Source organism: Comamonas sp. GCA5 (assembly GCF_036541385.1).
Lineage (GTDB): Bacteria > Pseudomonadota > Gammaproteobacteria > Burkholderiales > Burkholderiaceae_C > Comamonas > Comamonas aquatica.
In genome coordinates this window covers 37,971-63,167 of record NZ_JAZHFR010000002.1, presented here as the reverse complement: position 1 = coordinate 63,167, position 25,197 = coordinate 37,971, and the positions used below count along the sequence as shown (strand labels likewise).

Here is a 25,197-nt window from a genome sequence, read left to right as displayed (position 1 = left end):
GCGTGGCGAGATGGAGTGGCGCAAGGCCTTTGCCGAAGTGGCGGCCACCGGGCAGCCGGCGGCCATGGCCCGGGTGGCGCTGCTGCACTGTGCCGTCCAGGCAGCGGTGGTGGCGCCGACCGATTGCCCGCGCTACCAGCGGTATGCGGCCGGTGCGGCGCCGGCGGAGCAGGCCTATGCCCGCTACCTGCAGGCCCGGCACACGCCGGACGATGTGGGCCTGCTGCCTGCCGCCCAGCAGGCCACGGCCCAGGCCTTGCTGGCCAGCGCACCGGTGGTGCAGCTGCCCGCAACCCAGGACCCTTTGTCCGCATTGACTGCGGCCGGCGTGGCCTTGCGCGCCGGGCGGCTGGCGCCCGCTGCTGTGCCGCAGGTGGCCGCGTTGGCTTCTGCCCAGGGCTGGCGCAAGGCCGCCCTGGCGTGGCTGCTGGTGCAGCAGCGGCTGGCCGAGCAGGCCGGCGATGCCGCCCAGGTGCAGGCCTTGCAGTTGCGGCTGCAGGTGTTGCAGGAAGACGGACGCTGAGCGTGGAGCGACGGTTGGAGCACAGGCACCGCGTGTGCGGGTCTGAGGGCATTGGCGGCAGGGTTGTGGTGGTCGGCTCGCTTGCCACCGCTGGGCTGCAATCGGTGCTTGGGGTTTTCAAAGAAGTGAGCGGCTCGCGCGCGCCGAGCAAGCTTCTTGATGGTGTTGGGTTCTGAAAGCCTTTCAAGTCGAGCGGTATGCGCTCACTTTTCAGAATAATCACCATGAAAAAAAGCGCCCGAGTGGGCGCTTTTTTGGGGGGGCTTGCTGCGCTTAGAAGCGGTGGCGAATACCAATGACAGCGCTGGTGCCTGTTTCGTTCTTGGCACCATCAAAGCTCAGCTTGTCATACATCACGGCAGTGTAGACATCGGTGCGCTTGGACAGGAAGTGGTCGTAACCCAGCGTCACGGTGGTGCGCTTGTTGTCAGTCTGGGCGCTGTAATCGCGGTCAGAGTAAGCGGCGGCCAGCTTCAGCGTACCGGCCTTGGTAACCGGAACATCCAAGCCCAGGCTGTAGGTTTTTTGGTCCAGGGTCTGGATAGAGGCCACTTCCTTCTCGGATTGACCGTATGTGGCGTACAACTTGGCAGCGCCAAAATCGTAAGTGCCGCCCAGCATCCAGTTTTCATTCTTATTGCCAGCTGTATAAGTGGGAGTGGATGGAGTTCCCAGGATGTCGGCTTGCTCGTAGAACGCGGTCAATGCGAGAGGGCCGCTGCGGTAGGTCAGGTTGGCGCCGACATTGTTAGCGCCCGACTTGCCAGCTTGTTCACCAAACTGGTAGTGCACGTTGGCTTGGAAACCAGCCACGGAGGGGGTCGAATAAGTGATCTGATTGCTCCAGCCGGTATCCACAGCTGTGGAATTGGCGGAAGGGACAAAGCTCATGTTGGCGTGCAGCACCAGAGGCGAGATCGTGAAGGAGTCGCCGAAGGGGTTGAACAGGATGGTGGGCAGGAAGTTGGGGGCCATGGAGCGGCCCAGCTTCACCGAACCGAAGCCGCCGGACAGCGACACGTTGGCGTCACGGGCGAAGAAGTTGTCGACGTCGGTGCGGCCAGGGGTGCCGGTGTCCGCGCGGAAGAAGGCGCCCAGTGCAAAGCCCACCTTCAGGCCGTTGCCCAGGTCTTCCGTGCCGTTCATGCCCCACCAAGAGGTGGTCATGCCGCCCGAGCCAACTTGGCTGGTGCGATCAGAACCTGCGGTTTTCATGGAGCCGGCGTACATGTCCACCAGGCCGGACAGTTGCACATTGCTTTGTGCCTGGGCAGCGCCCATGCAGGCCAGAGCGGCACCAAAAGCGATCAGAGATTTTTTCACGGAGGAACTCCCTCAAAAGGTCGAATTAAAAAGCGGTCAGCCGATTGCCCACTTCAGGTGCACGGGCGGCACCCAAGTGCTGCTTTGTATACAAAGCACAAGCTGTGCCAGTGTGCGGGACGTGGGGCGGGGCGCTGCGGCGGCGCTGGATGAACGGCTTATGACGCGGGGATGAAAGCCAGCAACTGTTGCGCGGCCGCATCAGGGTCGGGGGCATTCACCAGGGCGCGCACCACGGCGATGGAACCCACGCCGGTGGCCAGGATGGCCGGGAACTGCTCGGCCGCGATGCCGCCGATGGCCACCAGCGGGTACTGCTGCATCAGGCGCACATAGGCCTGCAGGCGGGCCACGCCTTGCGGGGCCGTGGCCATTTTCTTGAGCGTGGTGGGAAACACGGCACCCAGGGCGATGTAGCTGGGTTGCACGGCATGGGCGCGCACCATCTCCGCATAGCCGTGGGTGCTGACGCCCAGGCGCAGGCCGCTGGCGCGGATGGCGTCCAGCTGTGCGCCTTCCAGGGCGTCCAGGTCTTCCTGGCCGACGTGGATGCCGTAGGCGTCGGCATCGATGGCGGCCTGCCAGTGGTCGTTGATGAACAGGCGCGCGCCGGTGCCTTGCACGGCCTGCACGGCGGCCTGTACTTCGCGGCGGATGGCGGCCTGGTCATCGCTCTTGAAGCGCAATTGCACCGTGGGCACGCCGGCGCGGGCCATGCGGCCCACCCACTCGGCCGTGGGCAGCACGCCATACAGCCCCAGCGCGCGCGGGCAGGGCGGGAAGGCGAGTTGCGGATCTGCCCCGGCCAGACTGAAGTCCTGCGGGTCGCAGGGCCAGCAGTGGGCGTCAAAGCTGCCGGTGCGCACGCTCTGCCGCTGCCAGGCCTGGGCCAGGCATTCGGCGTCGATGGCGATGAAGCCCAGCGCGCTGCAGGCCTGCAGTGCGGCCAGATAGGCGGGGTCCTGGCGGGTGGCCGCTGGCGTGGGCTGGGCCGGCAGGCGCTGTTCGTCGGGGGCGAAGGTGGCGCTGTGGGCGTCCACGATGGCCTGGGCCATGGCGGGGATGTGCAACTCAGTCATGGTGCCAGAACGGTGTGCCCAGGACGGGGGTGCTGGGCTGGGCGGCGGTCTGTTCGGCCATGGCGCCGGCCAGGTAGCCGTCGCGGCCGGCCTGGGTGGCGTCGGCAAAGGCGCCAGCCATGCGCACAGGGTCTTCGGACAGGGCCACGGCAGTGTTCAGCAGCACGCCGTCAAAACCCCACTCCATGACCTGGCAGGCGTGGCTGGGGCGGCCCAGGCCGGCATCGACGATCAGGGGCACGTCCAGGCGCTCGCGCAGCACCTGCATGGCGTAGGGGTTGGCGGGGCCGCGGCCGGTGCCGATGGGGGCGGCCCAGGGCATGACGGCCTGGCAGCCCACGTCGACCAGGCGCTGGCACAGCACCAGGTCCTCGGTGCAGTAGGGCAGCACCTGGAAGCCGTCCTTGATCAGGAGGGAGGCGGCCTCCACCAGGTTCAGCGTGTCGGGCTGCAGGGTGTAGTCGTCACCGATCAGCTCCAGCTTGATCCACGGGGTGTCGAACACTTCGCGCGCCATCTGGGCCGTGGTCACGGCTTCCTGGATGGTCATGCAGCCGGCGGTGTTGGGCAGCACGGGCACGTTCAGCTGGCGCAGCAGCTCCCAGAAGCTGGCGCCGGTTTCGGCGGCGTTGCTGCCCTGGCGGCGCAGCGAGGCGGTGACCATGGCGGGTTTGGCACGGGCCACGGCCGCTTCCAGCACGGCGGGCGAGGGGTAGCGCGATGTGCCCAGCAGCAATCGACTTTGGAAGGTCTGGCCGTACAGCACCAGGCTGTCTGCGGCGGGGGTAGGTGTGCTCATGGCTAAATTTTGATAGCTGCCAGCGCTTGATAGACAAGCGCTGGTAGCTGATTTTATGAAGAAGCGGTGCCCCGGACCCTCAACCGCCCGTCACGGGGGCGATGATTTCCAGGCGGTCGCCCTCGGCCAGCTGGCGCGTGGCGTACAGCGATTTGGGCACGAACTCGGCATTCACCGCCACCGCAAACGGTGGCTGGGCCTGCCAGTGGGCCACGGCGTCGGCCACATTGGCCGGGTCGGGCAGTTGCACTGCCTGCTGGTTGATGGTGATGTTCATAAGCAAAAGGCCCGTATTGTCGGCGAAGCGCGGTGCTCAGGCGAGCATGGGGGCGTGCACGGCCACGTCGAAGTCCTCGGCCAGCGCCGCGCTGCCCGTGCGCAGCAGCTGCAGCGTGGCGTCCAGCATGGCGGGGGAGATCATGTAGCCGTGGCGGTACAGGCCGTTGACCTGCAGCACGCGCTCGTCCAGCCAGCGCAGGGCGGGCAGGTTGTCCGGCAGGGTGGGGCGGCACTGGGTGGCAATTTCCAGGATGCGCGCTTCGGCAAAGCCGGAGTGCACGGTGTAGAGCGCGCTGAGCAGCTCCATCACCGAGCGCAGGCTGGCCGGGCCCATGTCGTCGGATTCGATCTCGGTCGCGCCGATGACGAAGATGTGGTCCTGCTTGGGTGCGATGTACAGCGGGTAGCGCGGGTGCACCAGGCGCGTGGGGCGCTGCAGCGTCACCTCGGGGGCGTGCACGCGCACCACCTCGCCGCGGATGCCGCGCAGCGCGCTCCACTGCGTGCGTGCGCCCAGGCCGCGGCAGTCCAGCACCAGGTCGGGCTGGCCGCTGGTGCCGGGCTGGAAGTCGGTGGTCTCGCGCGGGGTGTGCCAGTGCAGGGCCACGCCCAGGCGGGTCAGTGTCTGCTCCAGCGCGGCCAGCAGCTGGCGGTTGTCCAGCTGGCCTTCGCCGGGCAGGTAGACGCCCTGGTTGAAGCGGCCTTGCAGGGCGGGCTCGACCTGGGGCAGGCGCTGGGCATCCAGGTTCTCCAGCGCGGGCAGGCTGGGGTTGAGGCGGCGGTTCTTCTCGAACAGGCCGCACAGGCGCTGCGCATCGGCCGCATCCTGGCGGTGCCAGACCACCAGCGTGCCGTTCTGCTGGAAGTACACGGGGGCGTCCAGCTGGGCGATCAGCTGGGGCCAGCGGGTCAGCCCGTACTGGCCCATGCGCACCACACCGGGTTCGGTGATGGCCGATTCGGCCAGCGGGGCCAGCATGGCGGCGGCCACGCGCGCGGCGGCGCCATCGCCCTCGGGGCCCTTGGCTTCGAACACCTCGACGCGATGCCCCTCGCGCGCCAGCTCCAGTGCCAGAAGACGGCCCATCAGGCCGGCGCCCAGGATGGCAATGTGCGAAGGTGTGGTCAAAGCGAGCATGGTGAGGAATTCCCGTTGGTAAGTGTCGCCAAGGACAAAACGGGCATCGCAGCCGTGCGGCTGCTGCTCTGTGGAAACTCCCCACGCCAGCATGACCTGGATCGGGTAACGGGGCGCAGGGCCCTAGGGTGTTTCTCAGTCGCGCACTGCGCCGGCACGGTGCCGGTGGCAGCGGGACACCCCTGTTTCGTCCGCAAGCGGCAATTACAGCACAAGGGCAGGAACAGCGGCGCCAGTGCGTGAACAAGCCTTGGCTTGGGTCATAATTTTTGCCATGACTACGCAACCCCTGCCACACGGCAGTGCATCCCCCCGTTTTCCGCGCTATGCGCGCGTGCTTTCCATCGCCGGCTCGGACAGTGGCGGTGGCGCCGGCATCCAGGCCGACCTGAAGACCTTCAGCGCCCTGGGCTGCTACGGCATGACGGCCATCACCGCCATCACCGCCCAGAACACGCTGGGCGTGCGCGGCATCCATGGCATTCCGCCCGAGATGCTGCAGGCGCAGATCGACGCCGTGGTGCAGGACATCGGGGTGGACGCCGTCAAGATCGGCATGCTGCATGCACCCGAGATCGTGCAGGTGGTGGCCGATGCCATCCGCCGCTACGGGATTGCGAACGTGGTGCTGGACCCGGTGATGGTGGCCACCAGTGGCGACAAGCTGATCCACGATGAAACCGTGGCCGTGCTGGTGCGTGAACTGTTTCCGCTGGCCAGCGTGATCACCCCCAACCTGGATGAGGCCGGTTGGCTGATTGGCCGCAAGATCGCCGATGTGGCGGACATGGCGTCCGCCGCCCAGGCCTTGCTGGACATGGGCGCGCAGCAGGTGCTGCTCAAAGGCGGGCACCTGCCAGGGGACTGGGTGGTGGACTTGCTGGCCGGTCGCGACGGCGCGCGCCAGGAGCTGGGTTCGCAGCGCATTCCCACGCACAACGGCCATGGCACAGGCTGCACCCTGTCCTCGGCGATTGCTGCCTACCTGGCGCGTGGTCTGCCGCTGCCGGCGGCGGTGGAAAGCGCCCGCAGCTACATCCTGGGGGCCATCGCCGCCGGGGCCGAGGTGTACACCGGGCGGGGTCATGGCCCCCTGAACCACGGCTTTGCGCCGCAGGCCCAACTGGTGTTCAGGGGCTGAGGGTGGTGGCCTGGAAGGGCTGCGGATTCTCCATAAAAAACGGCGCCCAGGGCGCCGTTTTTTATGGAGGTTCTGCCTGCCAGGAGGGGGTGTCTACCAACCCCATCCCAGCTTTTCCAGCATCCAGCCAGACTGGCCTTCGGCCGTCTGGACTTTGGCCCAGTCGTCGCGCTTTTCCAGGGTTTGGACGATGTCGTACTTGCTCAGCTTGGTCACCACGCTGTGGTTGGTGCCCGGGCCTGCGCGCAGGTTGACGGTGTCGGCCTTGATCAGGTAGTGGGGCACGCTGTCGGTCAGGGGCTGGTGCACCCAGCCCAGCGGGCCTTCAAAGTCCTTGACCTTGATCCAGTCGTCCCGGCGCTCCATCACCTGCACGGGATAGCCTTTGATCAGTTCCCAGGCAATCTCGGACTTTGTCGTGGGCTTGGCGCGGATGTTGACGGTATTGCCCTTGATGCTCAAAAACTCTTGTGCTTGGGCCAAGGCAGGGGCGGCGGCAAGCACACCGGTCAACAGCAGGGCAGCAAGGCCGCTGCTGCGCAGGCGGCGGGAGAGGTGGGGGGCAAGTGGTGACAACACGCGGCAATAACTCCTGTGAATCAAGGGGGGCCAGGTGCGAGCCGTGTGCCCCGTACCTGTAAGAATTTGCATCATGCCCGCGCAGTTTCACTGAAATTTGCATTCCACTCACAAAAAAATGCGTGAAATGTGACCGCTGTCGTGTTTCTGGTCATGCTTGGCGATGCACCGTCTGGACAAACCGACCAAATTGCGGCTGGCCTGGGGTCACTGTGCCGGGGCTGCGCGCGGCAGCAGTCGCGCCAGCACAAAGCACACCAGCAGCGTTGGCAGCGCGCTGCCTGCGGCAGGGGCCAGCAGGGGCACACCGTGGTAGAAGCCCACCCCCGCCAGCCACAGCAGCACGGCCGGCCAGTGTGCGCTGCGCGCTTGCGCCAGCCATTGCGGCGCCTGGGCCAGGCGCTGGTCAGCCGCTTGCCAGGCCAGGCGGCCCAGGATCACGCCAAACAGGGGCACGAAGACCGAGCTGAGCATCAGCAGGAAGGGTTCGATGCTGTGCATGGGCAGCACCAGGGCCAGCAGCACGCAGACCACGGTCAGCCCCAGGCCCCAGCGGCGCAGGCTCCAGCGGGGTGCCATGCTGTGGGCGGCCATGGCACCGGAGTAGGTGTCGCCATAGGCGTTGTCCACCTCGTCGATCAAGATCAGCGTCAGGGCGATCAGGCCCCCCTGGGCCAGCAGCAGGGCGGTGACCAGGTTCTCGCTGGGCAGGGTCAGCGTGATCAGCACGCCCAGGCCGTAGCACCACACGTTGGCCAGTCCAAAGCCCAGCCAGGTGCCGCGCAGGGCGCTGCGACCATCGCGGCCATGGCGGGCATAGTCCGCCACCAGCGGCAGCCAGGAGATGGGCATGACCACCACCAGGTCCATGGCGGGCAACCAGCCCATGCCACCGGTGCCGGGGCGTTGCCAGATGCCTTCCCAGCCCTGTTCCAGGGCCAGGCCGACAAAATGCCAGGTCAGCCACAGCAGCGACAGCACCACCAGCGGCAGCGCAATGCGGGCAATCAGCTGGCGCACCAGCTTGAGCATGGAGCCACTGATCAGCAGCCCGATCACGGCACCCCACACCAGGGTCATGACCACCGGCCAGTGGCTGGCCGCCATGCCGCCGGCCTGGCGGGCAATGGCCACGCTGGCGTCGCGCATCACCACCAGCTCGAAGGTGCCCCAGCCGATCAGTTGCACCAGGTTCAGCAGGATGGGCAGCTTGGCGAACTGGCGGCCGTAGACGTGGGTCATCAGCGCGGCGCTGGACAGCCCGGTGTCGCAGGCAATCTTGGCCATCCAGCCCAGCAGGCCGGCGCCGAGCAGCGACCCGGAGACAATCGCCAGCACGGCCTGCTGGGTGGACAGGGCGGGCAGCAGGTAGGCACCCACCTGCATCACCAGCAGGCCCACGCCCAGGCTGAACCACAGCGCGGCATGGTCGTGCAGGGCGAACACCCGTTCAGACGGTGTGGTGGGAGACAGCGCCTGGTTGGCGGGCGCGGAAGACGAGGAATGCATACATGCTCCGTAAGCCTACGAAGCAGGGGCCGTGACAGGCTCGCGGCCCGCAATGGCCAACAGCCTGCGGACGAGCAACCAGCATGAACAGCTTCCCTGCGCGAGGATGATCTCAATCAGGTTCAAAGGGACTCTCTCAGCCCGGCCTTGCGGCAGGGCACCCCCAGCAAGCGCCGCACCGTGCGATGCAGCGGGCGCGATTGTCCCATGAAACCGGGGTTTCCCCGGTCGCAGACCCGCACATGGGCCGGACCGCAGCTGGGCCCGGAGCACCGGAACACGCCCTAAACTTCAGCCATGCCCAATCTCTACGACTCTCTGGTTGAGGCCTTGCGCGCGCACTGGAAGGCGCACGACAACGCCTACCCTTCGTGCATCGAGCTGACCGCCGCCGACCTGCAGGCCTTGAACGCCGAGCGCAAACTGATCAACGACACCATGAACTTCAAGCAGGCTGAGGGCTGGGAGGACATGTTTCATGGCGCCAAGCTGCAGGTGGGGGCCACCAACAGCCTGGTTCTGGCCAGCGGCGAGCGGGTGCCGGTGGCCTTGGCGGGCGCGGTGTCCACGTCTTGAAACTGCATCCAATCGGCGTTGAAGGCAGGTAAATCCTGCGCGGACAGCTATGGATGGATGAGCAAAGCGGCATGTCGGCTGGGGCGGACATGCCGCTTTTGCATGGTGGCGGCCCACCCGGTGGGCGCGGTGCTGGGCCACGGCCGGGCGGTGACCGAGACCGGACGGGGTGGATGCTGGCAGGGTTCTGCTGGGCGGAATGCCCGAGTTGAAAAAACCTGCGATGGACCGTGGTGTGGTGCACAGCCTGGGGCTGGAAAACGCGTGCAGCATCAAAGAGTTAAGGGTTTACCCTTTATTTGGGGCGTGAGCACGATCCAGACTGTCACTTTCTGGACAAGTTCATGCCCAGGGCGCGCGTTCAGACCCCAAGCGGCTGGTCTCTGACGCGACAATGGTCCGGTTTTCAGTCACAGAAACGACAGGATATGGACGACCCGATTCTTACTATCGAAGAACGTGAAGCGATCAATGCAGGTCGCTGGTTTTCATCCCTCTCACCTTCGCTGCGGCACGACATACTCCGATGCGCTTACGTCAAACGATTCAAGGATGGTGCTTTGATCTGCGCCCGCGGCGAAGTGCCGGAGGAATGGTTTGCGTGTGCCAAGGGGGCCGTGCGGGTGAGCTCGACGTCCATCACGGGCAAGCAGATCACGCTGACCTATGTGGAGCCGGGGCTGTGGTTTGGCGATACCTCGATCTTCGACGGGGATCGCCGCACGCACGACGCGTATGCCCACGGGGCGACCACGCTGCTGTGCGTGGCCAAGGCGGACTTCAAGCGCATCCTGGCGACGCACACCGAGTTCTACGAGGCCATGCTGTGGCTGGCGGCGCGCCGCATCCGTCAGCTGTACGGCCTGGTCGAGGACCTGAACACGCTGCCGCTGCGCGCGCGGCTGGCCAAGCAGCTGCTGCACCTGGTGCGCAGCTATGGCATTCCCAGCCTGGCGCATGCCGAGGAAGTGCGCATCGGCCTGCAGCTGGCGCAGGAAGAGTTGGCCCAGTTGCTCGGGGCTTCACGCCAGCGCGTGAACCAGGAGCTCAAGGGCATGGAGCGCGAGGACATCATCCGGATCGAACCGGGGGGTCTGGTGGTGCGCGACCGCGATGCGCTGCTGCGCATTGTGGAAACTGACCTTTAAACAACCATGAGTAACTTTGACCATTTTGTAGGTACCAAGCCAGTTTCCGACACCCATGCGTTCGATGTGTCGGCTCTGGAGGTCTGGATGAGCGCCCAGGTGGCGGGCTTTGCAGGCCCGATCACGGTGGAGATGTTCAAGGGCGGACAATCCAACCCCACCTACAAACTGGTCACGCCGGGGCGCAGCTATGTGATGCGCTCCAAGCCCGGCCCGGTCGCCAAGCTCCTGCCCTCGGCGCATGCGATCGAGCGTGAATTCAAGGTCATGCAGGGGCTGGCCGGGACCGATGTCCCCGTGCCGCACATGTATGCCCTGTGCGAGGACGAGTCCATCATCGGGCGCGCCTTCTACATCATGGAGTTCAAGGCCGGCCGCGTGCTGTGGGACCAGTCTCTGCCCGGCATGACGCCGCAGCAGCGTGGTGCGATCTATGACGAGATGAACCGCGTGATGGCTGCGCTGCACACGGTCGATGTGACACGCCAGGGCCTGGCCGACTACGGCAAGCCGGGCAACTATTTCGAGCGCCAGATCGGCCGCTGGAGCAAGCAGTACGTGGCCTCGGTCACCCAGCCGATTGACGAGATGGACAAGCTGATGGCCTGGCTGCCGATGAACATGCCGGCCAGCGCCAAGGACGACAGCAAGGTCTCCATCGTCCATGGCGACTACCGCATGGACAACCTCATGTTCGTCGCCGATGCCCCGCAGGTGGTGGCCGTGCTGGACTGGGAGCTGTCCACGCTGGGCCACCCCCTGGCCGACTTCAGCTACCACTGCATGGCCTGGCACATTCCGGCCAGCCTGGGGCGCGGCATTGGCGGTCTGGACATTGCAGCCCTGGGCATTCCCAGCGAAGCCGAATACATGCGCCGCTACTGCGAGCGCACCGGGCTGGCCACGCCGCAGCAGCTGCAGGCCGACTGGAATTTCTACCTGGCCTACAACATGTTCCGCATCGCGGCCATCTTGCAGGGCATTGCCAAGCGGGTCGAGGCGGGGACCGCCTCCAGCGCGCAGGCCAAGGCCGCGGGCGATACCGCGCGGCCCATGGCGCAGCTGGCCTGGTCCTACGCGCAAAAGCACGGCGCCTGAGCCCGGCGGCGCAGGGGCCGCACCCCAGTTTTCCCCTCGTGTGTTAGACGGCTGCAGCTGCCGGGGGGCAGTGCACGCCCATGTTTGCCTGTTAATGAAAAGGAGCACTCCATGGATTTCGACTACTCCCCCAAGACCAAGGAACTGCAGGCGCGGTTGCTGCGCTTCATGGACGAGCACATCTATCCCGCCGAAGCGGCCGTCCACCACGAGCTGGAGGCCAACACCCAGGCGGGCAAGCGCTGGACCCCGCTGAAGGTCATCGAAGACCTCAAGGACAAGGCCAAGGCCCAGGATCTGTGGAACCTGTTCCTGCCCCAGGACAGCGCCGAGATCGCCGGCGTGCGCGGTGCCGGTCTGACCAACCAGGAGTACGCGCCGCTGGCCGAAATCATGGGCCGTGTGGGCTGGGCATCGGAAGTCTTCAACTGCTCGGCGCCCGACACCGGCAACATGGAAACCATTGCCCGCTACGGCACCCAGGAGCACCGCGACCAGTGGTTGCTGCCCTTGCTGCGCGGTGAAATCCGCTCCGCCTTCGCGATGACCGAACCCGAGGTGGCCTCCAGCGATGCCACCAACATCTGCACCCGCATCGAGCGCCAGGGCGACGAGTACGTCATCAACGGCCACAAGTGGTGGATCTCCGGGGCGGGCGACCCGCGCTGCGCCATCTACATCACCATGGGCAAGACCGACCCCGATGCGCCCAAGCACTCGCAGCAGAGCATGGTGCTGGTGCCGGCCGATGCCCCCGGCGTGCGCGTGGTGCGTCCGCTGAGCGTGCTGGGCTACGACGATGCACCGCACGGCCACATGGAGATGTATTTCGAGAACGTGCGCGTGCCGGTCAGCAACATCCTGCTGGGCGAAGGCCGTGGCTTCGAGATCGCCCAGGGCCGCCTGGGCCCTGGCCGCATCCACCACTGCATGCGCCTCATCGGCCAGGCCGAGCGTGCGCTGGAGCTGATGTGCCAGCGCGCCTCCAGCCGCGTGGCCTTCGGCAAGACGATTGCCCAGCAGACCGTGACCCAGGAGCGCATTGCCGAGGCGCGCTGTCGCATCGACATGGCGCGCCTGCTGACGCTCAAGGCCGCGTGGATGATGGACACCGTGGGCAACAAGGTGGCACGCACCGAAATCGCCATGATCAAGGTGGTGGCGCCCAAGCTGGCCTGCGATGTGATCGACTGGGCGATGCAGGTCCACGGCGGCGGCGGCATGAGCCAGGACTTCCCCCTGGCCCACGCCTACGCCACGGCGCGCACGCTGCGCTTTGCCGACGGCCCGGACGAAGTGCACCGCAACGCGATCGCCAAGTGGGAGCTGGGCAAGTGGGGCACCTACGGCCGCGACGCGCAGGTGCCGATCACGCGCGGCGCCTGAGTGGGCGGGTGCAGCCAGGCAGGGCGCAGGCCCTGCCGGCCATGAAAAAAGCGACCCGATGGGTCGCTTTTTGCTGGCCTATGGGCACGGGGCTTATTGCACCTTGGCCTTGGCGCGCAGGGATTCCTGGAACTGCATCATCTTTTGCTGTTCCAGCTGCTCGGCGATCTGGGGCTTGATGTCGTCCAGCGAAGGCAGCTGGGCGTCGCGCAGGTCGTCCACGCGGATGATGTGCCAGCCAAACTGGCTCTTCACGGGCGCATCGGTCAGGCCACCCTTTTGCAGCTTGACCATGGCCTCGGTGAACTCGGGCACATAGTTCGCGGGCTGGCCCAGCCCAGGTCGCCGCCTTGGGCGCCCGATCCGGGGTCCTTGGACTCCTTCTTGGCGATGTCTTCGAACTTCTTGCCGGCCTTGACTTCGGCAATGATGGCCTTGGCGCGGTCTTCGGATTCCACCAGGATGTGGCTGGCGCGGTATTCCTTGCCGGCGTTGGCCGCCACGAACTTGTCGTACTCGGCCTTGATCTCGGCGTCGGTCACGGGGTTCTTCTTCTGGTAGTCCACGAACAGCTCGCGGATCAGGATGGTCTGGCGGGCCAGGTCCATCTGCTGCTTGTATTCGGGCGTGGCATCCAGGCCGCGCTTGGTGGCTTCCTGCAGGAAGATTTCACGGGCAATCACTTCTTCCTTGATCTGGACCTCCATCTCTGCAGGCACCTGGCGTCCCGAGCGCTCGATCTGCTGCTTGAGCACCTTCACGCGCTCCAGAGGCACGGGCTTGCCATTGACGATGGCCAAGTTTTGCGCAGAAGCCGAAAGGGCGGCTGTGCCCAACACGGCGACAGCCACGAGGCTGGGCAAAAGCTGTTTTTTCATGCGGAAATCCAACAAAGAGGTAAGAGTAGGTGATTGCCGCCAACGACCGTTGGCGTTTCTAGCAATGGGGTTCGTCAAAGCACTTCGATGGCTAAAGCATGAAGGCCTTGGTCGATGAAATGCTGCAAGGAATCATACACAACACGGTGGCGTGCCACGCGGCTCTTGCCTTCAAAAAATGGTGAGGCAATGCGTACGCGAAAGTGGGTGCCAAAACCCGTGCCGTTGGCGCCGGCGTGGCCGGCGTGGGCGCCGCTTTCATCGATGACTTCGAGCTGGGTGGGCGCCAGTTGGGCGCGCAGCACCTGCTCGATGGCGGCGGCGGTGATGGCCTCACTCATGGCCGCGCTCCTGCGAGGGGGCCTGCTCGCCGTCCTTGAGGTAGCGGCCCAGGTAGAAGGCCTGGCCCACGACGAACAGCAGCATCAAACCCATGCCGCCGAACATCTTGAAATTGACCCAGGCGTCGGTGTCAAAGTTGTAGGCCACCCACAGGTTGAGCACGCCCATGACGGCGAAGAAGCCGGTCCAGGCCCAGTTCAGCGTGGTCCAGACTGGCTCGGGCAGTTGCAGCTGCGCGCCCATCAGGCTCTTGAGGAAGTTCTTCTTGAACAGCACCAGGCCCACCAGCAGGGCGCCGCACATCAGCCAGTACAGCACAGTGGGCTTCCACTTGATGAAATTCTCATCGTGGGCGATCAGGGTGGCGCCGCCGAACAGCACGATGACCCCCAGGCTCAGCCATTGCATGGTCTCGACCTTGCCCGTCTTGATGCGCAGGTAGGCGATCTGCGCGATGGTGGCCACGATGGCCACCGCCGTGGCGGCGTAGATGCCCCAGACCTTGAAGGCCGCGAAAAACAAAATGATGGGGAAAAAGTCGATCAGCAGTTTCATGAAAAGCATTCGGGCGTCGCAGGGCCCAGGGTCATGCGAAAAGATGCCAAGCATGCCATAGCCCCGGGGGCTGGCGGGTGCACAAATCCGGGAAGTCCAAGGGTTTCAGTCACCGAGCGCGCGCCGGTCGCCGGGCAAGACCGACGGCGCCCGGGGCTGGCTGGCCCCACAGGGGCGCACGCCTTCAGGCCTCGGGTTCCTGGAACTGCAGCGAGGCCGAGTTCATGCAGTAGCGCAAACCGGTCGGCTGGGGGCCATCCTCAAACACATGGCCCAGGTGGGCGCCGCACTGGCTGCACACGGTTTCGGTGCGCACCATGTGGTGGCTGTGGTCCACGATCTCGGTGATGGCGCCGGGGATGGCCTGGTGGAAGCTGGGCCAGCCGCAGCCGGCGTCGAACTTGGTGTCTGCATCGAACAGCTTGGCGCCGCAGCAGATGCAGTGGTAGCTGCCGTCGGCCCAGTGCTGTTCGTAGCGGCCGGTGAAGGGGCGCTCCGTGGCGGCGTGGCGTGTGACCTGGTAGGCCACGGGTTCGGCCCCATTGGCACGCAGGGTGTCCAGCCATTCGGCGTCGGTTTTCTGGATGGGGTAGGTCATGAGGAGCAGCTGATGGCGATGGAGGACGCCCAGTCGGGCGGGAAGTCGGCCCAGGCGCGGTGCGCCGGGTGGTCGTCAAACGGGGTACGCAGCACCTGGTGCAAGGATTGCACCACGCTGAAGTCGCCTTGCTGCGCGGCGCGAATGGCCAGCTCGCCCACATGGTTGCGCAGCACGAAGGCGGGGTTAGTGTTCAGCATCAAATTGGCGTCTGGCGCTTGTCCCATCTGCGCAGACAGCTCTTGATAGGTGAGCAACCAGCGGTCGAAGGCCTCGGTGTCCAGGAACAGCTCGCGCGTGCGCTCGGGGTCGCCGTCCTGGGCCGACAGCGACAGGCGCCGCCAGAAGATGCTGTGGTCCACGCGCTGGGCCGCCAGCAATTCCAGCAGCTGGCCGATGGTGGCGGTGGCGGCTGCTTCGTGCTGCAGTTCGGCACCGGGCAGGCCCAGCTTGCGGCACACCAGGGTGCGAAAGGCCTGGCTGAAGGCCGGGCGGTAGGCTTCCAGCGCCGCCACGGTCACGTCCTGGTCTTCGATCAGCGGCAGCAGGGCCTGGCCCAGACAGAACAGGTTCCAGTAGGCGATCTGGGGCTGCTTGTTGAAGGCGTAGCGCCCCTGGTGGTCGCTGTGGTTGCAGATGTGGCCGGGGTCGAAGCCGTCGAGGAACTGGAAGGGGCCGTAGTCGATGGTCAGGCCCAGCACGCTCATGTTGTCGGTGTTCATCACGCCGTGGCAAAAGCCCACGGCCTGCCAGTGCGCCAGCAGGGTGGCCGTGCGCTGGCCGATGGCATGCAGCAGGGCCGCGTAGGCGTTGCCGTGCAGGGCCCGGCCCTCGGCATCCTGGCCGGACCAGCCCTGGCGGCAGTCGGGGTCGTAGCGGTCGATCACATAGTCGGCCAGGGCGCGCAGCTCGGTCTGCATGTCGCGGGCGGCAAAGTGCTCGAAATGGCCAAAGCGGATGAAGCTGGGCGCGGCCCGCGTGACCACGGCGGCGGTTTCCATGGTCTCGCGGTGCACCGGGGCGGGCGAGGCGGTCAGGCACAGCGCGCGCGTGGTGGGAATGCCCAGGGCGTGCATGGCTTCACTGCACAGGAACTCGCGGATGGACGAGCGCAGCACGGCCCGGCCGTCGCCGCCGCGCGAATACGGGGTGCGGCCTGCGCCCTTGAGTTGCAGCTCCCAGCCCTCAGTGGTCTCGCCCAGGTGCAGGGCGCGGCCATCGCCCAACTGCCCGGCCCACACGCCGAACTGGTGGCCGCTGTAGACGCTGGCATAGGGCTGGCTGCCGGGCAGCATGGTGTTGCCGCTGAAGGCCTGCAAGGCCGTCTCGGACGGCATGAAGCCCGGGGGCAGGCCGACCAGCTGCGCCACCTCTTCGCTGTGCGCCACCCAGGCGGGGGCGGGCAGCGGGGTGGGGGGCAGGTGGGTCAGAAACGCCGGGCCCAGGGCGGCAAAGCCGGTGTGCCAGTCCGGGGTGGGGGAACCGTCAGGGGAATGCATGCCCACCATTGTGGCCAAGCGGCTTGACCTTGCACGCCCTGGGCGATTGGGGCCTCGGCCGCGCACGGCACGCGGCGAATTGCCGTCCAAGTGACGCCTGGGCGACACATGCATGCAGGAAAGCCCGCACCCGCAGTGCGGGACATGCGCTTAGGATGGGGGTGAATGCGCGCGTGGCGGCGATGGGCCGTGGCCGTGCAGCACCATAAAAACCAGGAGCACCATTTCCATGCAAGGCTTGATGCAGAACCAGCAGCTGCTGATCTCGAATCTGATTGAATTTGCCGCGCGCCACCACAGTGATGCGCAGATCGTGTCGCGCCGGGTCGAGGGCGACATCCACCGCTACACCTACCAGGACCTGTGCGGGCGCGCCAAGCAGCTGGCCAATACGCTGGATGCGATGAAGCTGGCGCATGGCGACCGCGTCGCCAGCCTGGCCTGGAACGGTTACCGCCACATGGAGATGTACTACGGCGTCAGCGGCTCGGGCCGCGTGCTGCACACCATCAACCCGCGCCTGCACCCGGACCAGGTGGCCTGGATCGTCAACCACGCCGAAGACCAGGTGCTGTGCTTCGACATGACCTTCCTGCCCATCATCCAGGCCGTGCACGCCAAGTGCCCCACGGTGCGCCAGTGGGTGGCGCTGTGCGATGCCGACAAGCTGCCGGCCGACAGCGGCATCCCCGGGCTGATCAGCTATGAGGCCTGGATCGGCGGCCAGTCGCCGCACTACCGCTGGCCGCAGCTGGACGAGAACACGGCGTCCAGCATGTGCTACACCAGCGGCACCACGGGCAACCCCAAGGCGGCGTTGTACAGCCACCGCTCCACCGTGCTGCACGCCTATGGCGCGGCATTGCCCGACGTGATGTGCCTGTCCTCGCGCGATGCGGTGCTGCCCGTGGTGCCCATGTTCCACGTCAACGCCTGGGGCCTGCCGTACTCGGCCGCGCTGACCGGGGCCAAGGTGGTGTTCCCCGGCCCGGCGCTGGATGGCAAGTCGCTGTACGAGCTGATCGAGGCCGAGGGTGTGACCTTTGCCGCCGGCGTGCCCACGGTCTGGCAGATGCTGCTGGGCCATGCGCAGCAGAACGGCCTGAAGTTCCGCACCCTGAACCGCACGGTGATCGGCGGCTCGGCCTGCCCGCCGGCCATGATCGACATGTTCGAGGACACCTACAACGTGCGCGTGCTGCACGCCTGGGGCATGACCGAGATGAGCCCGCTGGGCACTCTGGGCACGCTCAAGAACAAGCACCTGGACCTGCCCAAGGCCGAACAGCGCCGCCTGCTGCAAAAGCAGGGCCGCTGCATCTTCGGCGTGGACATGCGCATCGTCGGCCACGACGGCAAGGACCAGCCCTGGGACGGCAAGACCTATGGCGACCTGCTGGTGCGCGGCCCCTGGATCATCGACCGCTACTACAAGGGCGACAGCCCGCTGATCCTGGATGAGCAGGGCCTGGGCTGGTTCCCCACCGGGGACGTGGCGACCATCGATGCCGATGGCTTCATGCAGATCACGGACCGCACCAAGGACGTGATCAAGTCCGGCGGCGAATGGATCAGCTCGATTGATGTGGAGAACATCGCCATGGGCCACCCGGCCGTGGCCATGGCGGCCTGCATCGGCATGCCGCACCCCAAGTGGGACGAGCGCCCCATCGTGGCCGTGGCCAAGAAGCCGGGCGCCGAGGTCTCGCGCGAGGATCTGCTGGCCTTCTTCGAGGGCAAGACCGCCAAGTGGCAGATCCCGGACGACGTGGTGTTCGTCGATGCCATCCCCCTGGGTGCGACCGGCAAGATGCTCAAGACCAAGCTGCGCGAGCTGCTCAAGGACTACAAGCTGCCCACGGCCTGAGCGCCGGTGCCCGCCGTGCGGCGGGCTGAGAAATCATGAGCGCCTGGCGCTCATCCACCCTTGGTTCGGATATGAAAAGTATCTGAAACCCAGTGTGGATGAGCGCCAGGTGCTCTTTTTTTTATGGGTATTCCTACGGAGGGGGATAGTCCCAAGAGTGAAACCACCATGCGTGTTTGACGCAAGGCTGACTACGCTTGTCGGGTGTTTCGGTGAGTTCCAACCAACCCATCCCATTCCAATGCAGGAGACAAGCATGCAGTTTGTGTTGAAGACCGTGGCCGCTTCCGTGTTGCTCAGCTGTGCCGGCGCTGCCGTGGCGCAGCAGGGCGAGACCGTCAAGATCGCGTGGCTGGACCCCTTGTCGGGTCTGATGGCCGCGCTGGGGACCAACCAGATGAAGAGCTGGCAGTACCTGGCCGAGGAGTTCAGCAAGAACAATCCTGCCGGGGTGAAGTTCGAGATCATCCCCATCGACAACAAGCTCAGCCCCCAGGAGACCACCAGCGCCCTGCGCTCGGCGATGGACCAGGGCGTGCGCTACGTGGTGCAGGGCAATGGCTCGGGCCCGGCGCTGGCCATCATGGACGCGCTGGAAAAGCACAACGCCCGCAACAAGGGCAAGGAAGTGCTGTACCTGAACTACGCCGCCGTGGACCCCGACCTGACCAACAGCAAGTGCAGCTACTGGCACTTCCGCCTGGATGCCGACACCTCGATGAAGATGGAGGCGCTGACCACCTACATGAAGGACCAGCCCGAGGTGAAGAAGGTCTACCTCATGAACCAGAACTACGCGCACGGCCACCAGGTCAGCAAGTACGCCAAGGAGATGCTGCAGCGCAAGCGCCCCGACATCGAGATCGTGGGCGACGACATGGCCCCGCTGGCGCAGGTGCGCGACTTCTCGCCCTACATCGCCAAGATCAAGCAGTCCGGCGCCGACAGCGTGATCACTGGCAACTGGGGCTCGGACCTGTCGCTGCTGATCAAGGCCGCCAACGATGCGGGCCTGAACAACGTCAAGTTCTACACCTACTACGGCGCCACCACCGGCGTGCCTACGGCCATGGGCGCGGGCGCGGCGGGCAAGGTCTACATGGTGGCGTACTCGTACACCAACCAGCCCGGACCGATCAATGACGTGGTCAAGGGCTTCAAGGCCAAGTTCAACGACGACATGTACACCGGCGCCGTCTACCACGGCTTTGCCATGCTCAGCGAGGCCTTCAAGCGTGCCAAGAGCACCGACCCCGTGAAGGTGGCGGCGGTGATGGAGGGCATGAAGTTCAAGAGCTTCAACGGCGAGGTGGAGATGCGCAAGCAGGACCACCAGCTGCAGCAGGGCCTGTACATCAGCCGCTGGGACAAGACCGATGCGCAGAACCCGATGGACATGGAAAACACAGGCCACACCTTCAAGCAGGTGAAGTTCTTCGAACCCTACGTGGCCAGCACCCCCACGTCCTGCCAGATGAAGCGCCCCAGCTGACCGGCGGGGTGCATGGCCCCGCAGCGCGACCCTGCGCTGCGGGTGGGTACGGCCCGCGCACGCGGCGGGCCGCAGTGGCTTCAGCGCGGGTAGGGTCTGATGAATCTTGAATTTTTTACCATCTCCATGCTCAACGGCATCAGCTACGGGCTGCTGCTGTTCATGCTAAGTTCGGGCCTGACGCTCATCTTCAGCATGATGGGCGTGCTCAATTTCGCGCACACCAGCTTCTACATGCTGGGTGCCTACTTCGGTTACATGCTCTCGGGCGTCATCGGCTTCTGGCCGGCGCTGCTGCTGGCGCCGCTGCTGGTCGGCGCGCTGGGCGCGGTGTTCGAGCGCTACAGCCTGCGCAAGGTGCACAAGTACGGCCATGTGCCGGAGCTGCTGGTCACCTTCGGCCTGTCCTACCTGGTGCTGGAGGTGGTGCAGCTGGTCTGGGGGCGCAGCGCCGTGCCCTACGGCCTGCCGCCGTCGCTGCAGGGGCCGCTGTTCACGCTGTACGGCACGCAGTTTCCCAAGTCGCGCTCCTTCATCATGCTGATGGCGCTGCTGATGCTGCTGGCCGTGTGGCTGCTGCTGACGCGCACGCGCATCGGCCTGGTGATCCAGGCGGCGCTGAAAAAGCCCGAGATGGTCGAGGCCCTGGGCCACAACGTGCCACGCGTGTTCATGCTGGTGTTCGGCGGCGGCTGCGCCCTGGCCGGGCTGGCCGGCGTGATCGGCGGCAACACCTATGTGACGGAGCCGGCCATGGCCATGTCGGTCGGCTCCATCATCTTCGTGGTGGTGGTGGTCGGTGGCCTGGGTTCGCTGGCCGGGGCCTTCCTGGCCTCGCTGCTGATCGGCGTGGTGCAGACCTTTGCCGTGGCGCTGGACTACTCCGGCGCCAGCGCGCTGCAGGCCCTGGGCCTGCAACTGACGCCTGAGAGCTTCGGCTGGTCGCTGCTCAGCCTGACGATCTCGCAGATGGCGCCCATCCTGCCGTACCTGTTCCTGGTCCTCATGCTCATCTTCCGCCCCAAGGGGCTGATGGGCACCCGGGAGGATTGATCCCATGTCCGCCATCCTGATTCCGCACATGCCCAACGAAGTCGTGCCCGTTCCGGGCGGGGGCGCCGCGCGCACCGCACCGGCCTATTACCGCTTCAAGCCCTGGAACATCGGGCGCATGGTGGTCTGGGGCGTGTTCGCGCTGCTGCTGATCGCCGCGCCCCATGTGTTCACCAGCTCGCTGGCGCTGACCATGCTCAGTCAGATGGGTTACGCCATCATCATCTGCCTGTCCTACAACATCCTGTTGGGGCAGGGCGGCATGCTCAGCTTCGGCCACGCGGTGTACACCGGCCTGGGCTCGTTCGTGGCCATCCACGCCATGAACCGCGCCGCCGACGGCAGCCTGCCGATTCCGCTGGTGCTGATCCCCGTGGTGGGCGGCCTGGCCGGCATGTTCTTTGCCGCCGTGCTGGGCTGGGTGACGACCAAGAAGTCTGGCACCACCTTCGCCATGATCACGCTGGGCGTGGGCGAGTTGGTGGCGGCCATGTCGCTGATGCTGCCGGGCTTCTTCGGCGGCGAGGGCGGCATCACCACCAACCGCGTCTATGGCCAGCCTTTGCTGGGGCTGGACTTCGGCCCGGGCATCCAGGTGTACTACCTCATCGCCTTCTACTGCTTCGTCTGCACGGCGCTGATGTTTGCCTTCACCGCCACGCCGCTGGGCCGCATGCTCAACGCCGTGCGCGACAACCCCGAGCGCGTGGCCTTCGTCGGCTACAACACCCAGCGCGTGCGCTACATGGGCTTCATCATCGCGGGCTTTTTCGCCGGCATCGGTGGTGGGCTGGCGGCGATCAACTTCGAGATCGTCACCGCCATGGACAGCGTCAGCATCATCCGCTCCGGCACCTTCCTGCTGTTCACCTTCCTGGGGGGCGCCACCTTCTTCTTCGGCCCCATCATCGGTGGCGTGCTGATGGTGATTGCCACGGTGTTCCTGTCCGAGCTGACCAAGGCCTGGATGCTGTACCTGGGCCTGATCTTCCTGTTCATGGTGATGTATGCGCCCGGCGGCATCGCCAGCCTGATCATGATGAACCTGCGCCTGGCCAAGTACGGCAAGCTGGGCCGCATCTTTGGCGCCTACCTGGCGCTGGCCGGCACGGCGCTGGCCATGCTGGTGGGGCTGGCGGCGGTGGTGGAGATGCTCTACCACCTGCAGCTCAACAGCGCGCTGGGCGACACGCTGCGCTTCATGGGCATGCAGCTGAACGTGCGCAGCGTGGACAGCTGGCTGGGGGCGGTGCTGGTCTTTGCGACCGGGCTGGGCCTGTTCGAGCTGACGCGCCGCGAGTACCTGCGCCACTGGGGCCAGATCCAGGAAGAGATTGAGCACGAGATCCAGCGCGCGGAGGGCCACTGATGACGCACACATCCACCTATGCGCTGGAGCTGCGCGGCCTGCGCAAGAGCTTTGGCAAGACCGAGATCATCCGCGGCGCCGACCTGGCCGTGCAGGCCGGCGAGCGCGTGGCCATCATCGGACCCAACGGCGCGGGCAAGAGCACGCTGTTCAACCTCATTAGCGGGCGCTTCGCCCCCACCAGCGGCGAAGTGCTGCTGCACGGCCAGCGCATTGACGGCCGCCAGCCGTACGAGATCAACCGCCTGGGCCTGTCGCGCAGCTTCCAGATCACCAACATCTTCCCCAAGCTCAGCGTGTTCGAGAACCTGCGCTGCGGCGTGCTGTGGAGCATGGGCTACCGCTACACCTTCTTGCGTTTCCTGTCGCGCATGGATGCGGTCAACGAGCGTGCCAAGCAGCTGATGGAGCAGATCGGCCTGCACAAGAAGCGCGACGAGCTGGCCGTGAACCTGACCTATGCCGAGCAGCGCGCGCTGGAGATCGGCATCACCATCGCCGGCGGGCCGACGTGATCCTGCTGGACGAACCCACGGCCGGCATGAGCAACAGCGAGACCGCACGCTTCATCAACCTGATCCGCGAGGTGACCGTGGGCAAGACCTTGCTGACCGTGGAGCACGACATGGGCGTGGTGTTCGGGCTGGCCGACAAGATTGCCGTGGTTGTCTACGGCGAGGTGATCGCCTTCGACACACCGGAGGCGGTGCGCGCCAATCCACGGGTGCAGGAGGCCTACCTGGGTTCGGTCATTGCCGAAGAGCAGGCGGCCCTGCATTGAGGAGGGGGAGACACCATGTTGAAGATCAATAACCTGCACGCCTATTACGGCAAGAGCCATGTGCTGCACGGCGTGGACTTTGCCGTGCAGCCCGGCGAGATCGTGGCCCTGCTGGGGCGCAATGGCTCGGGCCGCTCCACCACCGCCAAGGCCATCATGGGGCTGGTGGACTGGGAGGGCGAGATCACCTGGAAGGACCGCGCCCTGCACGGCCACAAGACCTACGAGATCGCGCACCTGGGCCTGGGCTATGTGCCCGAAAGCCGCGACGTGTTCCCCAACCTGACCGTGCACCAGAACCTGCTGCTGGGCCAGAAGGGCCGCGGCAAGGGCAGCCGCTGGGGCTTTGACGACATGTACGCCATGTTCCCGCGCCTCAAGGAGCGCCAGCACACCGAGGCCGGCGTCATGTCCGGCGGCGAGCAGCAGATGCTGACCCTGTGCCGCACGCTGATGGGCGACCCGGACCTGATCATCATCGACGAACCCACGGAAGGGCTGGCGCCCAAGATCGTCGAGCTGGTGGGCGAGTACCTGCAGAAGATCAAGCAGCGCGGGGTGTCGGTGCTGTTGATCGAGCAGAAGCTGACGATCGCCATGCGCATCTCCGACCGTGCCCTGGTCATGGGCCACGGCGCCATCGTGTTCGACGGCACGCCCGAAGGGCTGAAGGCCAACCAGCACATCCGCAAGGAATGGCTGGAGGTGTGAAAACCATAGCTGCTGGCGCTGGATAGGTAAGCGCTAGCGGCCGTTTTTGTTGATATTCTTGCCGCCATCAAAAAAGGGCACCGCGAGGTGCCCTTGTGCATGACGGGGCCGTGGTTTATTGCACGGCCTTGCGGCTGCCGTCCTTGGCCAGCTCGAACACCACGAACTCGAAGTCCTTCAGGTCGCCCTTGGCGTCGAACGCCACTTTGCCGATCACGGTGTCGAAGGTGTTGGCGTGCATGTAGGCGGCCACCTTCTTGGCGTCGGGGCCCACGGCCTTCATCGACTTGTCCAGCACCTGCAGGGCCGCGTAGGCGGGCATCTGGTAGGCGCCGTTGGCCGAGCGCTTGGCCTTCTTGAAGGCCTCGACCACGGACTTGTTCTCGGGGCGCTGGCTGAAGTCGGCGGGGAAGGTGAACATCATGCCCTCGACGGCGGGGCCGGCGATCTCGATAAGGCCCTGGTTGAACACGCCTTCGGGGCCGATCCAGCGGGTCTGCAGGCCTTGCTCCTTGGCCTGGCGCAGCAGCAGGCCCATTTCAGGGTGGTAGCCGCCGAAGAACACGGCATCGACCTTGGCGGTCTTGAGCTTGGTGATCACGGCGGAATAGTCGCTGTCGCCGGCATTCAGGCCGTCGTACATCACCACGGGCACCTTCAGGCTGTCCAGCGTGTTCTTCACGTGCTGGGCCACGCCGGCGCCATAGGTCTGCTTGTCGTGCAGCACGGCCACGGCCTTGGGCTTGATCTTGTTGGCGATGAACTTGGCGGCGAACGGGCCTTGCTGGTCATCGCGGCCGATGGTGCGGAAGAAGTAGTGGCCCTTGAGGCCGTCGGTCACCTGGGGCGCGGTGGCGCCAGGGGTGATGGCGACGATGCCTTCTTCCTCATAGATCTTGGAGGCGGGAATGGTCACGCCCGAGCAGACGTGGGTGATGGCGAACTTGGCACCCGAATTGAGCACGCGGTTGGCGGCTGGCACGGCCTGCTTGGGTTCGCAGGCATCATCGATCAGCACGGGCTTGTACATGCGGCCATTCATGCCGCCGGCGGCGTTCAGCGCCTCCACGGCAGTCAACAAACCCGCCTGCACCTCGTCGCCATACTGGGTGTTGGGCCCGGTCATGGGGATGGGCACACCGATCAGGATGGGGTCCGCCGCATGGGCGCCCAGGGATGCCGTGCCCAGCAGGGCGGCGGCGGCCCAGGAGGTACTCAGGCGAATGAATGTTTTGCGTTGCATAGAGTGAGCCTTCCGATAGGGGTTGAATGCACGCGCCACGGCACGCGCTGTGCACATTGTTGGGGCAGCCCTGACCGGCATGGCTATGGCTTTCCCCAGCGTTTTATTGCAGCCACAGCCCCTCCGGCGCTGCGCTTGCGCAGACCGCATCGCAAGAACTGCGCCACACCACAGGCACGGTCCTGACCGTTGGTCGGATCGTGGCCGTGCCCCCGGCGCACCGGTGGGGCG

23 protein-coding genes, 2 pseudogenes and 1 riboswitch are annotated in these 25,197 nt (G+C 65.8%); of the genes and pseudogenes, 12 read left to right on the top strand and 13 right to left on the bottom strand.

Translation table 11 applies throughout. The features are described 5' to 3' along the window. Positions 1-10 precede the first annotated feature (10 nt). Positions 11-523 carry a hypothetical protein gene (locus SJH88_RS00930; RefSeq protein ID WP_274753348.1) on the top strand — a complete coding sequence of 171 codons (513 nt, stop codon included), beginning with the start codon at positions 11-13 and terminating at the stop codon, positions 521-523. Between the two features lie 273 nt (positions 524-796). Here the strand turns inward: SJH88_RS00930 and SJH88_RS00925 are convergent, their stop codons facing one another. The 5 genes from SJH88_RS00925 to SJH88_RS00905 form a co-directional block, all read right to left on the bottom strand. After that, positions 797-1,846, bottom strand: coding sequence for a porin (locus SJH88_RS00925; RefSeq protein WP_042412953.1), 1,050 nt, complete (start codon positions 1,844-1,846; stop codon positions 797-799). Between the two features lie 158 nt (positions 1,847-2,004). Continuing rightward, on the bottom strand, positions 2,005-2,925 hold the full coding sequence (thiE, locus tag SJH88_RS00920) for a thiamine phosphate synthase (protein WP_274753347.1): 921 nt from the start codon (positions 2,923-2,925) through the stop codon (positions 2,005-2,007). After that, positions 2,918-3,724 (bottom strand): thiazole synthase, encoded by an 807-nt coding sequence (locus SJH88_RS00915; protein WP_042412950.1) that lies wholly within the window; start codon positions 3,722-3,724, stop codon positions 2,918-2,920. The genes thiE and SJH88_RS00915 overlap by 8 nt, the downstream gene beginning before the upstream one ends. Positions 3,725-3,803: 79 nt before the next feature. Further along, the gene (gene thiS, locus SJH88_RS00910; protein ID WP_045267014.1) at positions 3,804-4,001 is read right to left on the bottom strand and encodes a sulfur carrier protein ThiS; all 198 of its coding nucleotides are present in this window, start codon (positions 3,999-4,001) and stop codon (positions 3,804-3,806) included. A gap of 36 nt (positions 4,002-4,037) precedes the next feature. Continuing rightward, positions 4,038-5,141: an FAD-dependent oxidoreductase gene (locus SJH88_RS00905; RefSeq protein WP_274753346.1), complete on the bottom strand. Its 1,104-nt coding sequence runs from the start codon at positions 5,139-5,141 to the stop codon at positions 4,038-4,040. Positions 5,142-5,415: 274 nt separating this feature from the next. On the opposite strand from SJH88_RS00905, the gene thiD reads away from it, so the two are divergent. Then, the gene (thiD, locus tag SJH88_RS00900; RefSeq protein WP_274753345.1) at positions 5,416-6,282 is read left to right on the top strand and encodes a bifunctional hydroxymethylpyrimidine kinase/phosphomethylpyrimidine kinase; all 867 of its coding nucleotides are present in this window, start codon (positions 5,416-5,418) and stop codon (positions 6,280-6,282) included. Positions 6,283-6,375: 93 nt separating this feature from the next. On the opposite strand, the gene SJH88_RS00895 is transcribed toward thiD, so the two are convergent. Both SJH88_RS00895 and SJH88_RS00890 read right to left on the bottom strand, forming a co-directional pair. Beyond that, positions 6,376-6,765 (bottom strand): SH3 domain-containing protein, encoded by a 390-nt coding sequence (locus tag SJH88_RS00895; protein ID WP_274753344.1) that lies wholly within the window; start codon positions 6,763-6,765, stop codon positions 6,376-6,378. Positions 6,766-7,068: 303 nt separating this feature from the next. Further along, entirely contained in the window at positions 7,069-8,370 is a 1,302-nt protein-coding gene (locus tag SJH88_RS00890) for a purine-cytosine permease family protein (RefSeq protein ID WP_274753343.1), read from the bottom strand. A gap of 76 nt (positions 8,371-8,446) precedes the next feature. After that, a riboswitch (TPP riboswitch) is annotated at positions 8,447-8,545 on the bottom strand. Between the two features lie 122 nt (positions 8,546-8,667). Between SJH88_RS00890 and SJH88_RS00885 the strand changes: the two genes are divergently transcribed. The 4 genes from SJH88_RS00885 (at position 8,668) to SJH88_RS00870 (ending at position 12,578) form a co-directional block, all read left to right on the top strand. Further along, positions 8,668-8,946, top strand: coding sequence for a hypothetical protein (locus SJH88_RS00885; protein ID WP_274753342.1), 279 nt, complete (start codon positions 8,668-8,670; stop codon positions 8,944-8,946). A 428-nt stretch (positions 8,947-9,374) separates the two neighbouring features. Next, complete coding sequence (locus tag SJH88_RS00880) at positions 9,375-10,094, top strand: Crp/Fnr family transcriptional regulator (RefSeq protein ID WP_043384622.1); 720 nt, start codon at positions 9,375-9,377, stop codon at positions 10,092-10,094. A gap of 6 nt (positions 10,095-10,100) precedes the next feature. Continuing rightward, entirely contained in the window at positions 10,101-11,192 is a 1,092-nt protein-coding gene (locus SJH88_RS00875; RefSeq protein ID WP_274753341.1) for a phosphotransferase, read from the top strand. A 111-nt stretch (positions 11,193-11,303) separates the two neighbouring features. Next, the gene (locus SJH88_RS00870; RefSeq protein WP_043384631.1) at positions 11,304-12,578 is read left to right on the top strand and encodes an acyl-CoA dehydrogenase family protein; all 1,275 of its coding nucleotides are present in this window, start codon (positions 11,304-11,306) and stop codon (positions 12,576-12,578) included. Between the two features lie 93 nt (positions 12,579-12,671). Here SJH88_RS00870 and SJH88_RS00865 read toward each other — a convergent pair. The 5 genes and pseudogenes from SJH88_RS00865 to SJH88_RS00845 all read right to left on the bottom strand — a co-directional run bounded on the left by SJH88_RS00865 (position 12,672) and on the right by SJH88_RS00845 (position 16,459). Next, positions 12,672-13,456 (bottom strand): annotated as a pseudogene (locus tag SJH88_RS00865) (peptidylprolyl isomerase). A 74-nt stretch (positions 13,457-13,530) separates the two neighbouring features. After that, positions 13,531-13,797: a BolA family protein gene (locus SJH88_RS00860; protein WP_042412933.1), complete on the bottom strand. Its 267-nt coding sequence runs from the start codon at positions 13,795-13,797 to the stop codon at positions 13,531-13,533. Next, positions 13,790-14,353 (bottom strand): septation protein A, encoded by a 564-nt coding sequence (locus tag SJH88_RS00855; protein WP_274753340.1) that lies wholly within the window; start codon positions 14,351-14,353, stop codon positions 13,790-13,792. The genes SJH88_RS00860 and SJH88_RS00855 overlap by 8 nt, the downstream gene beginning before the upstream one ends. Positions 14,354-14,537: 184 nt before the next feature. Continuing rightward, positions 14,538-14,951: a peptide-methionine (R)-S-oxide reductase MsrB gene (gene msrB / locus SJH88_RS00850; protein WP_274753339.1), complete on the bottom strand. Its 414-nt coding sequence runs from the start codon at positions 14,949-14,951 to the stop codon at positions 14,538-14,540. After that, positions 14,948-16,459: a protein adenylyltransferase SelO gene (locus tag SJH88_RS00845; protein WP_420921703.1), complete on the bottom strand. Its 1,512-nt coding sequence runs from the start codon at positions 16,457-16,459 to the stop codon at positions 14,948-14,950. The genes msrB and SJH88_RS00845 overlap by 4 nt, the downstream gene beginning before the upstream one ends. Before the next feature lie 220 nt (positions 16,460-16,679). Between SJH88_RS00845 and SJH88_RS00840 the strand changes: the two genes are divergently transcribed. The 6 genes and pseudogenes from SJH88_RS00840 to SJH88_RS00815 all read left to right on the top strand — a co-directional run bounded on the left by SJH88_RS00840 (position 16,680) and on the right by SJH88_RS00815 (position 23,723). Then, positions 16,680-18,317 (top strand): 3-(methylthio)propionyl-CoA ligase, encoded by a 1,638-nt coding sequence (locus SJH88_RS00840; protein ID WP_274753337.1) that lies wholly within the window; start codon positions 16,680-16,682, stop codon positions 18,315-18,317. Positions 18,318-18,573: 256 nt separating this feature from the next. Continuing rightward, positions 18,574-19,809 carry a branched-chain amino acid ABC transporter substrate-binding protein gene (locus SJH88_RS00835; RefSeq protein ID WP_045267005.1) on the top strand — a complete coding sequence of 412 codons (1,236 nt, stop codon included), beginning with the start codon at positions 18,574-18,576 and terminating at the stop codon, positions 19,807-19,809. A 99-nt stretch (positions 19,810-19,908) separates the two neighbouring features. Next, a complete protein-coding gene (locus SJH88_RS00830; RefSeq protein ID WP_043384647.1) occupies positions 19,909-20,862 on the top strand; it encodes a branched-chain amino acid ABC transporter permease in 954 nt (317 codons plus the stop codon). Between the two features lie 28 nt (positions 20,863-20,890). Further along, positions 20,891-22,231 (top strand): branched-chain amino acid ABC transporter permease, encoded by a 1,341-nt coding sequence (locus SJH88_RS00825; RefSeq protein ID WP_045267950.1) that lies wholly within the window; start codon positions 20,891-20,893, stop codon positions 22,229-22,231. Continuing rightward, positions 22,231-23,012 (top strand): annotated as a pseudogene (locus tag SJH88_RS00820) (ABC transporter ATP-binding protein). Before SJH88_RS00825 ends, SJH88_RS00820 begins: the two are co-directional and overlap by 1 nt. Before the next feature lie 15 nt (positions 23,013-23,027). Continuing rightward, positions 23,028-23,723: an ABC transporter ATP-binding protein gene (locus SJH88_RS00815; RefSeq protein ID WP_043384651.1), complete on the top strand. Its 696-nt coding sequence runs from the start codon at positions 23,028-23,030 to the stop codon at positions 23,721-23,723. A 115-nt stretch (positions 23,724-23,838) separates the two neighbouring features. Here the strand turns inward: SJH88_RS00815 and SJH88_RS00810 are convergent, their stop codons facing one another. Then, positions 23,839-24,966, bottom strand: a complete 1,128-nt coding sequence (locus SJH88_RS00810; protein WP_154163897.1) for a high-affinity branched-chain amino acid ABC transporter substrate-binding protein — start codon at positions 24,964-24,966, stop codon at positions 23,839-23,841. Positions 24,967-25,197 lie beyond the last annotated feature (231 nt).